Source organism: Chitinophaga sp. S165, from assembly GCF_003182155.1.
Lineage (GTDB): Bacteria > Bacteroidota > Bacteroidia > Chitinophagales > Chitinophagaceae > Chitinophaga.
On record NZ_QGTG01000014.1, the window covers coordinates 51,236 to 65,641 of the forward strand.

The following is a 14,406-nucleotide window of genomic DNA, read 5'->3' on the forward strand; positions in this document are numbered from 1 at the left end:
GATAGAAACGATATCTTTATTTATCATCCAACATCATTTTGCCATCAATCTAATCGATATGAAACACTGGCTCTTACTATCTGTTTTCCTGGTTTTTGTTGTTGCATGCCAACAACGGACGAACGAAAAATCCTTTATTGCTATTGAAGGACTCGACTCGACCATCCGGCCGGGTGACAATTTTTATAATTTTGTAAATTTAAAATGGTATGATACCGCACAAATACCGCCCAGTCAGTCAGGCGTAGGTGCGTACAGATTCATGAACTATCAACAACGTCTCAAGTTGCAGGGCATCCTTGATAGTGTATCAAAAAGTGATAATTCTCCCGGGAGCCTTGAACAAAAGATCGGTGATTTCTTTGCAGCCGGAATGGATACCAACACCATAAATAAACGAGGATTTGAGCCACTCAAATCCGGGTTACAGCGGGTCAACGCCATTTCCAGTATTCCTGATATGCTTGCATTCGTAGCAGAGGAAACCAAATTGTCAAACGTATCTCTTATTGATCTGCAGATTTTGCCTGATCAGGAGAACAGTAGTATGAATATGGGGCATATTTATCAAACCGGTATCGGTATGCCTGACAGGGATTATTACTTCAAGACCGACACAGCCACCGTTGCTATACAACAAGCCTATAAAAAATATCTAGCAGATCTTTTTATGCTGACAGGAAGCGATGCTGCGTTAGCCAAAAAAAATGCGCTACTTGTTTACAATATCCAAACGCAATTGGCGACGTCACATAAAAGCAATGTTGAATTGAGGGACGTAAAAGGTAATTTCCATAAAGTCGCGCTGGCCGATCTCAATAAGCAACAATCCAATATAGGATGGGTGACTTTCTTTCAACATCTGGGAGCCACTATGGATTCACTGGATATAGCCCAACCAGGTTATTATGATAAATTGAACACACTCTTAAAATCAATCCCTCTAGAGGATTGGAAGATATATCTGACAGCGAATTATATAAGCAACTATGCAGATTATCTCAGTACTCCCTTTGTAAATTCGCTCTTTGAATATAATAAAGCGCTTACAGGGCAGGCCGTACAAAAAATGCGCGGCGAAATTATGTCAGGCGCAGTAGATGCCTATCTTGGCCAGGCATTGGGACAGTTATATACAAAGCTCTATTTCCCGGAGTCTGCCAAAACACGGATGCTGGAGATGGTAAATAATCTGCAAAAGGCCTTCTCCAATAGGGTGGACCAGCTGGACTGGATGAGCGACAGCACTAAACAAAAAGCCAAGGAGAAACTATTTGCTATTACCAAAAAGATCGGATACCCCGATAAGTGGCGCGAATACAATAATGTAACCGTGGTGAGGAATAAATATTTTGAAAATGTGGTATCAGCAGCCGCGAATAATTTCCAATATAACCTGGCCAAACTTGGAAAGCCGGTTGACAAGACCGAGTGGTTCACAACACCATCTACAGTTACTGCTTATAACAATCCTTACGCTAACGAGATCGTATTCCCTGCCGGAATTCTGCAACCTCCTTACTTTGACAATAATGCTGATGACGCACTTAACTATGGTGGAATTGGTATGGTGATCGGGCATGAAATGACGCATACATTCGATGACCAAGGCGCGCAGTTTGATAAAAACGGCAATGTAAAAAGCTGGTGGACCCCTCAGGACTATGAGAAATTTAAGGCTAAAACACAACAGGTTATTGACCTGTATAGTAAGTTCACGGTACTGGATAGTATTCATATAAAAGGTGCGCTCACGGTAGGAGAAAATACAGCGGATATCAGTGGGGTTGCCGTAGCATACGATGCTTTTAAAATGACCAAACAAGGCCAGGATACAACGAGGATCGGCGGCTTTACTCCCGATCAGCGATTTTTCTTTTCAATAGCCAGGATCTGGCGGGTGAAAATGAAAGACGAATACCTGCGTTATTGGATCAATAACGACCCTCATTCTCCTCCTATATGGCGTGTAAATGGTCCGCTGATGAACATGCAGGCTTTCTACTCAGCTTTTAATGTACAACCCGGAGAGAAGATGTATCTGGAAAAAGATAAGCAGATCAAGATCTGGTAAGGGACAAGAGAATTAAATACGCAGCGGAAAATTTAAAAGCCTTGTGAGATGATCAAGGCTTTTCTTATGGGATGATTGACAGACTGTCTTAGATTGAAGTATTGAACAAATCTTCAAAAAAAACGGCTGGCTGTAGATCATTTGAAGGAGAATGGGCCTCTAATCACCCTTCATCAGATCATCCAGATGCTGCGTACCTGATTTTGCCTTACTATCAGCATACTCTTTAGGGCTAACTTTAAACTGCTGTAGAAAACACTTTGAGAAATAAGAAGGAGAACTGAAGCCTGTCATATAAGCCACTTCAGCGACTGTATGTTCCCCGTCCACAAGGAGTTTAGCGGCATGTTTCAGCCTTACAAGTTTAATTAGTTCGTTAGGTACATATCCCGAAAGGGATTTTAGCTTTTTGTGAAGATTAGAGCGGCTCATTGACATATTCCGGCTTAATTCCTCTACTGAAAGCTGCGGGTCAATAATACGTTCCTCAATAATACGCACGACCGTTTCCATGAATACTTTATCCCGGCTGTTGGTGGTCAGCACACTGACATCGCTGTTCGGTTGTTCTGAGAATTTCTTACGCAAATTTTCACGGGAAGCGATCAGGTTCTTTGCCACCGCCACAATGTGTTTCCATTTAAACGGTTTCATAATATAGGCATCTGCACCTGCTTCTATGCCTTTGAGCTCTGACTCGCTATTTCCCCTCGCGGAGAGTAGCATAAACGGAATATGGCTGTACTCGATATTGGTTTTCACCTGTAGACATAATTCAAGCCCGTCCACTTCCGGCATCATGATATCAGAGATCACCAGGTCGATGGAATGCTCTTCGATGAGCTGCATGGCAGCTTTGCCGTTGGCAGCCCTCAATACATTGTAGCCGGCACTGCGAAAGCTTCCTGCCAGGAAGGTTTGTATAGCTACGTCATCCTCCACTACGAGGATCACCGGCCTTTCATCCCCAATAGTATCATCTTCCTGTTTAAACTCCTGTTTGGGCGAGTGTTGCCCGGTAACCGGCAGTTCCAGTGTAAAAATAGCCTTCTCCCCTTCCCTGCTTTCAACAAGCAACTTCCCGCCATGCTTATGGGCGAGAGAGCTGGCCAGGGCCAGGCCTATACCTGTACCTCCCGGATTACGGTCTTCCTGGCTCTTTCTGACAGTTGTAAAGAACTGTTTAAAGATATTCTTCAGGTCAGCTGCCGGAATACCAATACCATCATCTTCCACACTGATGCAAAGAATTGACGCTCCATCTTCAGCAGCTACCGCTTCATAAACGGTGATACTCACCTTCTTCTTTGCATATCTGAATGCGTTAATGAGGAGATTGCTTAGTATTTTATTCAATACTTCAGGATCTGCACGCAATAATAAACTGCTTACCCGGAGGCTTAATGTGAACTCAAGCTCCTTCTGGTAGGGCAGCGAAGAAAACCGGGAGTAAATGGACTGTACAAGTGATACCACTTCTACCTCTTCTTTCCTGATCTCGTAAGCATCGCTCTCTATCCTCCGGAAGTCAAGTAACTGGTTCACAAGATCCATCAACCTTTCTGCATTCTCATCCATCACTACCAACTGCTGCTTTTCTTCCTGCTGCCATTTATCCATAGACAACAGCTTCTCCAATGGTGCAATGATCAGCGATAATGGCGTTCTTATTTCATGCGCCATTACGGTAAAGAATTCTATTTTCCTTGCATAGAATTCCTGCTCTTCCTTATTCTTAAGGCGCTCCAGCCGGATCTGGTTCTTTCTCCTGATATAAGCGGATGAATAACGATAAATGCCATACGCCAGCGCCAGTGCCAGCAATACGAAAATGATGTACGCTACTGTCGTTCTGTAGAATGGTGGTTTTATGATCACCTGCATCCTGGATTCCGTTACATCCCAGTTGCTTTTCTCTTCCGTAGCTTTGACGCGGAACGTGTAGGTGCCCGAAGACAAGTTAGTATAAGTTGCCTTGCGCTGATCGCCAACATAGTTCCAGTCTGCGTCAAATCCTTCCATCTTATAAGCATAACTCAGCTTCTCTGGCGCGCTGAAATTAAGAGCTGCAAATTCGAAGCTGATCACCGACTGGTTATGCTGTAAGATCAATTTATCGGTGTAATTGATCTGTTTTGACAATGGGCCATCCTCTTGCACCGGCACATTTCTGTTGAACAATTGGAAGTTTGTAAAAGATACACGGATCTTATCTGTAGCTGTGGATACCTTTTCGGGATAAAACGCATTGAAGCCTTTGATACCACCGGCAAAGAGCTTACCGTCAGACATTTTATAGAAAGCCTTGTAATTAAACTGGCGGCTCTGAAGATTATCCTGCGGCGTAAAGTGCCTCGCTTTCTGCTTTGCGGGATCTATACTGTAAATACCATTATTCGTAGTTATCCATATAAGTCCCGCATCATCCTGTCTGATACCATACACCACATTTGCATTAATGCCCGCTTTATCATTGTAAGATGCAACCTGTTTTGTGCGGAAATTATATTGATGTAATCCGCCACCATCTGAACCTATCCACAGGTTCCCCTGATGATCGTCATACAGACAGGTCAGCTTGCTCATACCGTCTGCCGGCACTTTACCCCACTGTTCAGTTTTTTTGTTATAAAATATCAGGCCGTTGTTGTAGGTAGCAAACCAGACCGTTTTATTGTCGTCTTCATAAATATCATAGACGATCGTATTGTCTACACCATCCTGCAATACTCTTGTAAAATTACGACGTGTGCTGTCATAGAGATCCAGCCCTTTATCTGTGCCGATCCACATACCTCCATCTTTATCCTGGTAGATACAGAAAATATTGTCGCTATTCAGGGAATGAATATCCGAGGTGCGATGGCGGTAATACACTATCTTGCCAGTCCCGGGATCAAGCACATTCAGACCACCCGCAAAGAGCCCGATCCAGATGTTGCCGGCCTTATCTCTCAGTAACGTGTGGATGTTATGATACGAGAGCTTTTGTTGATTAGGTAAAAACGGATATTGCTGAAACGTGCGTGTGGATGTATTGAAATATTGTAGTCCGCCATCTTCTGTTCCTATCCACAGCTTTCCCGGGCCATCTTCCAGGAAACTGCTCACAGCACGGCCGGATAGGGATTGTTGTTCTCCTGTTGGATAATACAGCTCAAAAACTGGTCCCTTCTCATTAAAATAACTGGCGCCTCCGAAGAAAGTACCGATCCACATCGTGCCTGCCCTGTCGGGAAATAAAGAATAAATAGCATTGTCACTAATGCTAAACGGATCGTTGCCTTTATTCATATACGCCGTAAACCGATCCGTCGCTACATCCAGCACATTCAATCCTTTCTCTGTACCCACATATATTTTATCCGGAGAAACCTGGCATATTGCCCGTATAATATCATCATTGATGGAATAAGGACTGTCATTGTTGCGGTAGACATAAAAGCTTCGTTGTGCCGGTTGCCATTTACAAAGACCGCCATTCATCGTACCTACCCACATAATACCATCGCGCCCCTTGTATAGGGTATTGATAAAATCATTACTCAGCCCATTGGAACCGGCACGCATGTTGGTAAATGATCCTGTTGAAGGATTATAAATGTCTATACCATTTCCATATGTTCCGATCCAGATATTACCATCATCATCCTGTGCGACCCTTGTTACCTGGTCGCTTGATAGCCGTGAATTGCCTGCCTTAAAATTGTGAAGCGCTTTTTTCACCGGGTCATACCGGTATAAACCGTTCAGTCGTGATGTAAACCATATCATGCCATCCTTATCGCGCATGATGTCAAAAACAGTTTTCTCTTCCGGCGGACCGAAATGAGAAAACTGTTCTTTTTCCAGGTCAAGTATATAGATCCCGCTTTCTGTTCCTATCCACAGGTGAGTACTGTCTATGCGGGTGATGCAATGTAAAAAGTTGTTACCGAGGGAAGTGGAGTCATTCTTTTTATACTGAAAGTTTCTGAACTGATATCCATCAAATCGACTGATCCCATTTTTTGTACCAAACCACAGATAGCCCTGGTCGTCCTGTGCAATAGTGCGAACGGTGCTGGATGGCAGGCCTTCAGCTACCGAATAGTTCCGGAAACGTATCTGCTGTCCGTTGGTTCGATAGCAAAGAAAAATCAGGCAATAAAAAAGAATTTGCTTCATCGGCTAATAATGTGTCCCTTCAATTACGGCGGACAAACCCTAACATAACATTCACATATTATTTACACAGCTTTTTTATAAAGGCTTCTTCATCTTTGCTGAAGGGAGTTCCGTCCTTTCTGTAAATGTCATGAAACCATAGCTGCGGTTCTTTACCATCTGGCATCGGCGTATCCCAGGCATAAATAGTATTAGTTTTTCCGCTTACGAATCCCCAGTTGATAGCACCTACATTTTCAGCTTTCAGCAGTGGCAGGATCAGCTGAAACAAACTACCATTCCTTCTGGCCATATACTCCGTGCAGATCAGTGGTCTGCCATACTTTCTCAATGTATCAATGGTATGCCGGTGATTATCAATGTACGCATAATTATGGTAAGTGATCACATCAGAGTTTTCCAACTGAAATTTGTTCAGCTCTTTAAATTCAGGTCCGTTATTCCACACACCTGCACTTACAGGTTGCGAAGGCCTTACCTCTCCAGCCCATTGAAACACCTTTTGCAATAGCGGCATGCTTTTTCCATGCTGTTTGTTGTTACCTGGCTCATTGTAAAGGTCCCATAACAGTATGCGATCGTCGTTTTTAAAAGTGGTCAGTACATCTTTCACATATGCCTCCAGTACTTTCATTGTATCTGGGTGAGTGTATATCATAGTACCGGGATCTCTCACCCAACCTGAATTATGTACACCGGTTTTAGGCTCGGGCTGTTTTCCAAGCCAGGCGGTATCATTCCAGCAATCATCAAAAAAGACGAACAGGGTTTTGATGTGATGCCTGGAAGATATGGCCAGATAAGTATCCAGTCTTTTTTTGAATCCTGCCTTATCTGCAGTCCATAACAGATGATGCAGATATACACGCATTACATTAAATCCCAGATTTTCCGCCCAACCCAGTTCGCGGTTGATGGTCGCTGTATCAAATGTTTCCGGCTGGAACATTTCCAGCTGGTTAATGGCCGTGGACGGCTGGAAGTTACTTCCTTTCAGCCATCCCTGTTGAGCATACCATTCGTTTGCTTTTGCCGCAGACCATTTATTCTGTGCTGATGATATAGTGATTGTTAACAGCCCGCAAGCCATCAACGAGATTACTTTTCTTATGAACATACTTTTGCTTTTAATCGTTTATCAGTCTGATTCTCTCATCATGATTAGTTTCACTAATTACTTTTTGCCTGGTTTAGGAAAAACGTTGTGTGTATTAGCCCATTGCCTCCATTGAGCAGCCATCCGGGAAACCACTTCAGGATGCTGGGCAGCCAGATCATTCAGCTCCGTTTCATCCTGATTGATCTTATACAGATGCCACGTAGAATCACCAGACAACGATACCAGCTTCCAATTTCCCTCACGTACATAGCGGGCGTTGAAATGCTCGTTATACAAGGCATCATGCTCCTGTTGCTTTTTGCCTTCTAAGGCAGGCAACAGACTTATACCTGCATAAGGAGTGATGTTATGTCCCTTATAAGTTTGAGGATAACTGGCTTTTGCTACGTCCAGGAAGGTGGGCATAAAATCCATCACATGTCCGAGTTGCGCTGTAAATCCTCCTTTCGCCTTAATACCTTTTGGCCAATAGGCGATCATTGGTGTACGTACTCCGCCTTCATAGGATTGTGCTTTTGCGTACTGATAAGGTGTGTTCACCACGTTTGCCCAACGCTCACCGATGGAAGCAAAAGTGGTCTGAGCACCAGGAAGCACGTCTTTTTTAACAGGGTAACTTATCTCTTTTCCATCCCTGGTTTGTCCGGGACGGTCGAATCCGGGACCATAACGCATACAGTTTTCAGGGCTGGCGCCGTTATCGCTTAGAAATACAATGATCGTGTTGTCAAGTTTACCAGTTTCCCTTAATGCTTGAATAAGCCGGCCAATGCCCTGGTCCATACGATCTACCATTGCAGCATGTACAGCCATTGCCCTGGCATCCCATTCTTTATCCGGGTTTTTATCCCAGGTCAGCTGGTTATGAATGCGTGGAGACAGTGGTGTAGTAGCAGGATTAATCAATCCTAGCTGTACCATTTTTTTGTAACGGGATTCACGGATAACATCCCAGCCTACTTTATAGGTCTCCTCGTATTTCTTGATATCTTCCGGCAATGCCTGCAGCGGCCAGTGTGGCGCGGTATGAGCAACATACAGAAAGAAGGGTTTATCGTCCTTGCTGAATGTCCTGATGTAGCTGACAGCCGTATCATTTATAGCGTCCGTATGATAGTAATCTTTAGGTACATTATCGACCGGTGTAGTACCATTTACCAGGCTGAAAGGATCAAAGTAATCCACTACTCCGAAAATGTTACCGTAATACTTCTCGAATCCCCTGTTCACCGGGTATTGTTCCAGTGGTGAGAAATAAGGATGTGATGCCTGGTGATTCAGCCATTTCAACTGTGCAGCAGGCGACGGCTGTTCAACAGTATTAGATACATGCCATTTGCCTGACATGCCCGTATGATAGCCGGCATCTTTCAGTACTTCTGCCAGTGTCACAGTATTTTCAGTAATATAACCGCGATATCCGGGCTCTGTTCTTGCTGTCGTCATTTCACCTATGCCTGCCTGTTGGTTATACAAACCAGTCAGCAATGAAGCCCTTGAAGGGCAGCAACGGGAGGTATTGTAGAAGCGGCTGAACCGCACACCGTTTGCTGCCAGATAATCGAGATTAGGAGTTTGTATCTCTCCTCCGTAACAGCCGAGATCTGAGTAGCCCAGATCATCCGCAAGTATCACTACGATATTAGGTCTTTCATCCTTACTTACCGTTGTCTTGTTGTTCTTGCGGCTTCCTGTGCAGGAAGACAGCACGATCAATGATGATAATAATACAGTCCGCACGTTCATAATGTCAATTTTTTCAGTTCTGCTTTCAGTGTATTTATAATTTCCGGGTGCTGGCTGGCCACGTTATACTTTTCCCCGGGATCATGCTGTAAATCGTACAGTTGGTCCACCGGCGCCAGCCCGCTTTCGATCTTTTTGTTTTTCATCCAGTCAGGTGTGGATGTTTGCTGTGGAGCAATATATTTCCATCTGGCATCCCGGATGGAAAATGTATAAGACTCTTCGAACAGGTATTTTCTACCCTGCTTTGATCTGCCGAGCCATACATCCAGTGCATTCTGACTGTCGGGAGCAGCACCGGCAGATAACTTTTGCCCTGTTAATGCCGCAAGAGACGCCATCAGGTCCACCTGTGAACACAAACCAGCCGACACACCGGGACGTATAGTGCCGGGCCAGTATGTAATGGTCGGCATCCGGGTACCTGCCTCAAATGCGCTGTATTTTCCGCCCCTGAATATACCTGCCGGCCGATGACCATTGTTAAGCTTTACCGCAAAGTCTTCGTACCCATCGTCCAATACCGGGCCGTTGTCACTACTAAAAATGATCAGTGTGTTCTTTAATATTCCCAGGGAATCCAATAGCTGTGTTATTTCACCCACAAGCCAATCCATCTCCGCAATAACATCTCCCCGTGCGCCAAGCGCGGTTGTCCCTGCAAACTTCCGGTTAGGTGTCCGTGGCACATGTATATTGGGAAAAGGATAATAAAGAAAGAATGGCTGGTTTTTATGTCCGGTGATGAAGTCTTTTGCTTTTGCATTCAACACCAGCGGAATGTCTTCATCTATCCACCTGGCACGCTTTCCTCCCGTCATAAAGCCAATCCGGCTGATGCCATTGGTAATGGTATTGCTATGTTGCGTATCTGCCCGCTGCTTTAGTAACTGCGGGTCTGACAGTCCGGTAGGTTCATCTCCGATCTTAGCAGCATAACTCACCGCGATAGGGTCATCGGCGTCCAGGTTAGGGACCTTTCCATTCTCTACAAACACGGTGGGCACTCTATCAGTGGTAGCCGGAATAATAAAAGAATAATCAAAACCGATCTCATTAGGACCTGGTGCAATAAACCCATTCCAGTTAATGATACCGTTACCTAAACCCAGATGCCATTTGCCAATAACGGCGGTTGCATAACCTGCCTGTTGCAGCATAGACGGTAAGGTAGGTGTACCAGGTTGTATCAGCAGTGGCGCATCACCAGGCAGAATAGCCGCTTTCTTTCTAAAGGCATATGTCCCTGTGAGCAGTGAAACCCTTGACGGTGTACAGGTAGCGGCTGTACAATGGGCATCCGTGAATCGTACGCCATTACTGGCAAGACGATCAATATTCGGTGTTTTCACTGCTGAAGCACCGTAACATCCAACGTCACCGTAGCCCAGGTCATCAGCATATAAAATGATGATGTTAGGTTTCGACTGGGCAATAACATCCAGTCCTGACATCGTGAAGAGTACAGCCAGCAGTAATAAGATCAGGCTTCTATTTTTTTGTTCCATGATTAACAATATCTACAAAATCATTAAACCATAATGGATTCGGCGTATAAGAACCGTCTGACTGACGTTGCAGGCTTTTCATCGGAAATATCGGATTAACGAACCATATGCCTGTACCTGGTGCCACTTTTGCCGGTGCAGACTGACTGAGATATCCGTAAGTGGCAAGTACTACACCATACTTCCGGAAATACCTGTAATAGGTCTGCATAAAATGCGGCGGGAACCAGGCACGTGAAGCTAACAGTTCCGACCATTCTTCAGCGCTAACCTTCTCTGTATTCGCCTTGCTATACCACTCGTATAACTTCATGCCGGGCGGGTAGTTATATTTACGGGCAAAGGCAATACCAGCTTCACTACTGCCCAGTTCATCGGACACATGACGATTATACAGACGGAACAGTGAATACTCCGGTACTATAATAGGTTTATCTGGCATAATGGAGCGGACAAACAGAAAAGCATTATCCATATCAAGTGAATCACTGATGTGCAGATGGATAGCCAGCCCTTTGATACGGCTGTTTTCCTGCGCCAGCCTGATCAATCCCACTACACCTGGTTTTTGCTGTTGTTCTTTCTCAAACAGCGCGGGCAGTGAACCTACATACACATCCGGACGTGTCAATTTCTGATGTTTCTGATAATAAGGCTCTACCACTTCAATCAATAATCTTTCCATGAATCTGACCAACGGCACCACTCCTTCCGCATTCAGCTGCAGGTCCTGTTCCATGGTTTCCAGGTTAGGCTCATTACCTAACTTGAACATATCTACGTAAGCTCCCACACGATCCAGTATAGCAGTGGCTGTCGCGAAATACTTTTTCTCTTCTGCAGAACCAGGCGCCGGTATTGGCAGTTTATATTTTTTGAAATCCCAGCGAAAACCAAAGGCTACTTTATACCCGGCTTTTTTAGCATCGATCAGCTTCTGTAAGCCTGGTTCGGTAGCAGGGTCCTTCTCCCCTCTAATATATTCAAAAATATAAGGAGTAGTACGTATCCATTCTACCGGTGTCTTCTTCAAATAAACCATATCAATGATCTCCGGGTCATGATTGAAATTAGCGCCTATTTCCTGCGCATATGTGCCGGCAGGCAATAACAGAATAAATGCTGTAAATATTTTTCCGAACATAATCAGTCTGATTTAAGAGCGTCATAAAACGTCGCCGCGCGATCTGCATCCGGCCTTAATTTGCCATCTACCCATTTTACCGGCACAAGTCCAGGCCTGCATGTTACCGCGAACTTTGTACCCATGATCCCTCTCGGATTAAAAAAAGTTGTTGACCACCAATGCCCGTCAAGGTCTTTAAATATATTGTTATGACCACCCTGTAAGATAGCTGCATAACGCGGTCCGTAGGGACCGTAAATGTTACCAGCTTCTGCTACCACAACGTCATAACTATACAGGGAATCCTGCTTGTTCTTGTCATCCCGCAGGTATGAAAAAGTGTCATCTTTTTTCTTAACGGACCAGATAGTTTGCAGCAGTTGATACCGGCCATCATGTTTAGTAATGAAAACACCTTCTATGTATGGTTCCGGTTGATAAGGCATTTCTTCCAGTCTGCGGAACGGCGCTGCTATATCACTGAGGTCGCCCTTCATTTTCGTTATAAAATGATTATGGCCTATCAGATATACCTCACCGTTATCATCCTCAAAAAGGCTGAGATCAATATTCGGGAAAATAGCTTTGTGCCTGTTCCCTTTAATATTCCTGTAAGGTCCTTCCGGTTTCCCTGAAATACTTTCCAGCACGAACGATCCCATACCACCATTGAGGCAGGCTATCAGCAGCCATTTCTTTTTACTTTTGATGTAATGCAACTCCGGCGCCCAGACAGCGCGGTAAAATGAGTCGAGACGATCTTTGTTCGGCGACATTGCTCCGGGTTCCAGGGCTTTCCCCTTTTGCTGCCAGGCTGCAGCATCCTTGTCAAAACTCCAGATCCTTCCCATCGGCTCCCAATGCTGCATATTTTTTGATCGCCACAAATACAGGCCGTCGTTATAATCCCAGCAATGCACACGACCTGCAGGAAACGTGCGTCCGGGTGTAGCCGTTGTACCGGTCATATAATAATACCCGTCCGGGCCGGTCATCACGTAAGTATCCCGCATCCATTGGTCCATAACAGGAACAACAGATTCCGGTACTGTCAGCGAAGGATCACCTACCGGTGCTGATGGGTTGCTATACTTAGGTGACTGTCCATAGGATACATGCGCAAGCAGGCATACAAGCCATGTGATCACATTACTTCGTTTAATCATTATGAATACTTCCTTTAGCTTACTATTGATCAATAATCCGGGTTCTGCTTACATGCAGGGTTCGCATCAATTTCCGTCTGAGGTATCGGGAATAATTTATGCTTATCGGCAGCAGCGGTAATACCCCTTGCCTTCGCCAATGAAATGAATTTGTCATGGCGAAGCAGATCTTCCCTTCTCAGTCCTTCGCTATAAAACTCCCACGCTCTTTCCCGGAGGATCAGGTCTCTGGTGATCTCCTTACTTGTAGCTTCCGCCAGTGTCAGGTTAACGATACCAGCTCTTTTTCTTACCTGATTGATCAGGTCCAGCGCTTCCTGTGTAGGGCCATTCACCTCATTCAGTGCTTCTGCACGGCTAAGCAATATATCAGCATACCGGATGATGGGCACATCGTTGCCACTATGGTTACCAACGGTAGCATTGTCCCAGTATTTCAGGCTCCTCACATTATCAGGTGTTGATAACAGATTGACCCAGTTATTAGCATTATTTATATAGTGCCGCAGCAACAGGATGGACCGCTGGTCGTTGATGGTATCAAAAGTGTTGGTGAATGCGGAACGCATTCTGTATTGTGTGGCAAAATTAGCCATAGAAGCTGTCCATACATAGGCAGGGATCTGCGCAGACGTTTTGAATCCCGGCGGTAAAGCACCGGCTGAATACCAGTTGCCAAAGCCGTCCTGATTACGGCAGGGATGTACCATGATCATTTCCTTATTGCCTTCGTTTTCTACGCGGAACAGATCCTGATAAGCAGGGAACAGCTGATAGTAACCCAAACCTATCACCTGCTGACAAGCATCAGCCGCTTTTTGCCACTGGCGGGTATTGAGATAGAATTTTGCCAGCACACTCCAGGCAGCACCTTTGTTGGCCCTTGCAAACGCCTCTTCTTTGCCGGGTTCAGGCAAGTCTGCAATAGCGGCTGTCAGCTCTGTTTCTAAAAAAGACTTCATCTCTTCATCCGTAGCCCTTGCCAGCAATGCTTCAGATGTGCTGGAAGTACGCAGCGGTACAGTACCAAACCATCTGTAGAGCAGGTCATATCCATATGCTCTCAGGAATCTGGCTTCGGCAGCATACGTTTTACGGTTTGCATCCGACGTATTTACATTGCCGATATTTTCCAACACGATGTTCGCGTCCCGGATGGCACGGTAGGTAGGCGCCCATACATCCGCCTGTAAAGTTCCCAGCGACGCGTCCCATGTAAAATTGATCAGCTGCACCAGTGTGAGATTTTCTGCACCACCGGTATTATAACCGACATCTGTTGTTACTTCCGCATTATTGATCAGATAGCGGCTGGGCGTTGGATTTTGTATACCCGCATAGGAAGAAAATAATACAGATCTGATCCCCTTTTCCGTTGTGAGTACATTGCCTGGCGCGAACTCTCCCGGAGGAGTGACATCCAGCGCTTTCTCACACGCAGTATGGGTCAGTATAGAAACGATCAGTAAAGACAGTATGATAAATTTTTGCATAAAACC

Annotated in this window: 8 protein-coding genes; 1 reads left to right on the forward strand and 7 read right to left on the reverse strand. The window is 45.1% G+C overall.

The window, feature by feature from the left end; all coding sequences use genetic code 11:
* The first annotated feature begins 58 nt into the window (after positions 1-58).
* Positions 59-2,074: a M13 family metallopeptidase gene (locus tag C7475_RS30950; RefSeq protein ID WP_110057313.1), complete on the forward strand. Its 2,016-nt coding sequence runs from the start codon at positions 59-61 to the stop codon at positions 2,072-2,074.
* A 159-nt stretch (positions 2,075-2,233) separates the two neighbouring features.
* Here C7475_RS30950 and C7475_RS30955 read toward each other — a convergent pair whose 3' ends face one another.
* From C7475_RS30955 to C7475_RS30985, 7 genes are read right to left on the reverse strand one after another with little or no spacing between them, the layout of a single operon-like run.
* Entirely contained in the window at positions 2,234-6,241 is a 4,008-nt protein-coding gene (locus tag C7475_RS30955) for a hybrid sensor histidine kinase/response regulator transcription factor (RefSeq protein WP_110057314.1), read from the reverse strand.
* 58 nt (positions 6,242-6,299) lie between these two features.
* The gene (locus C7475_RS30960; protein ID WP_110057315.1) at positions 6,300-7,358 is read right to left on the reverse strand and encodes a cellulase family glycosylhydrolase; all 1,059 of its coding nucleotides are present in this window, start codon (positions 7,356-7,358) and stop codon (positions 6,300-6,302) included.
* A 57-nt stretch (positions 7,359-7,415) separates the two neighbouring features.
* The gene (locus tag C7475_RS30965; protein ID WP_110057316.1) at positions 7,416-9,107 is read right to left on the reverse strand and encodes an arylsulfatase; all 1,692 of its coding nucleotides are present in this window, start codon (positions 9,105-9,107) and stop codon (positions 7,416-7,418) included.
* Positions 9,104-10,615 (reverse strand): sulfatase-like hydrolase/transferase, encoded by a 1,512-nt coding sequence (locus C7475_RS30970; protein WP_110057317.1) that lies wholly within the window; start codon positions 10,613-10,615, stop codon positions 9,104-9,106. The genes C7475_RS30965 and C7475_RS30970 overlap by 4 nt, the downstream gene beginning before the upstream one ends.
* On the reverse strand, positions 10,599-11,759 hold the full coding sequence (locus tag C7475_RS30975; RefSeq protein ID WP_110057318.1) for a hypothetical protein: 1,161 nt from the start codon (positions 11,757-11,759) through the stop codon (positions 10,599-10,601). Before C7475_RS30975 ends, C7475_RS30970 begins: the two co-directional genes overlap by 17 nt.
* A 2-nt stretch (positions 11,760-11,761) precedes the next feature.
* A complete protein-coding gene (locus C7475_RS30980; RefSeq protein ID WP_110057319.1) occupies positions 11,762-12,907 on the reverse strand; it encodes a family 43 glycosylhydrolase in 1,146 nt (381 codons plus the stop codon).
* Positions 12,908-12,936: 29 nt separating this feature from the next.
* Complete coding sequence (locus C7475_RS30985; protein ID WP_110057345.1) at positions 12,937-14,400, reverse strand: RagB/SusD family nutrient uptake outer membrane protein; 1,464 nt, start codon at positions 14,398-14,400, stop codon at positions 12,937-12,939.
* Positions 14,401-14,406 lie beyond the last annotated feature (6 nt).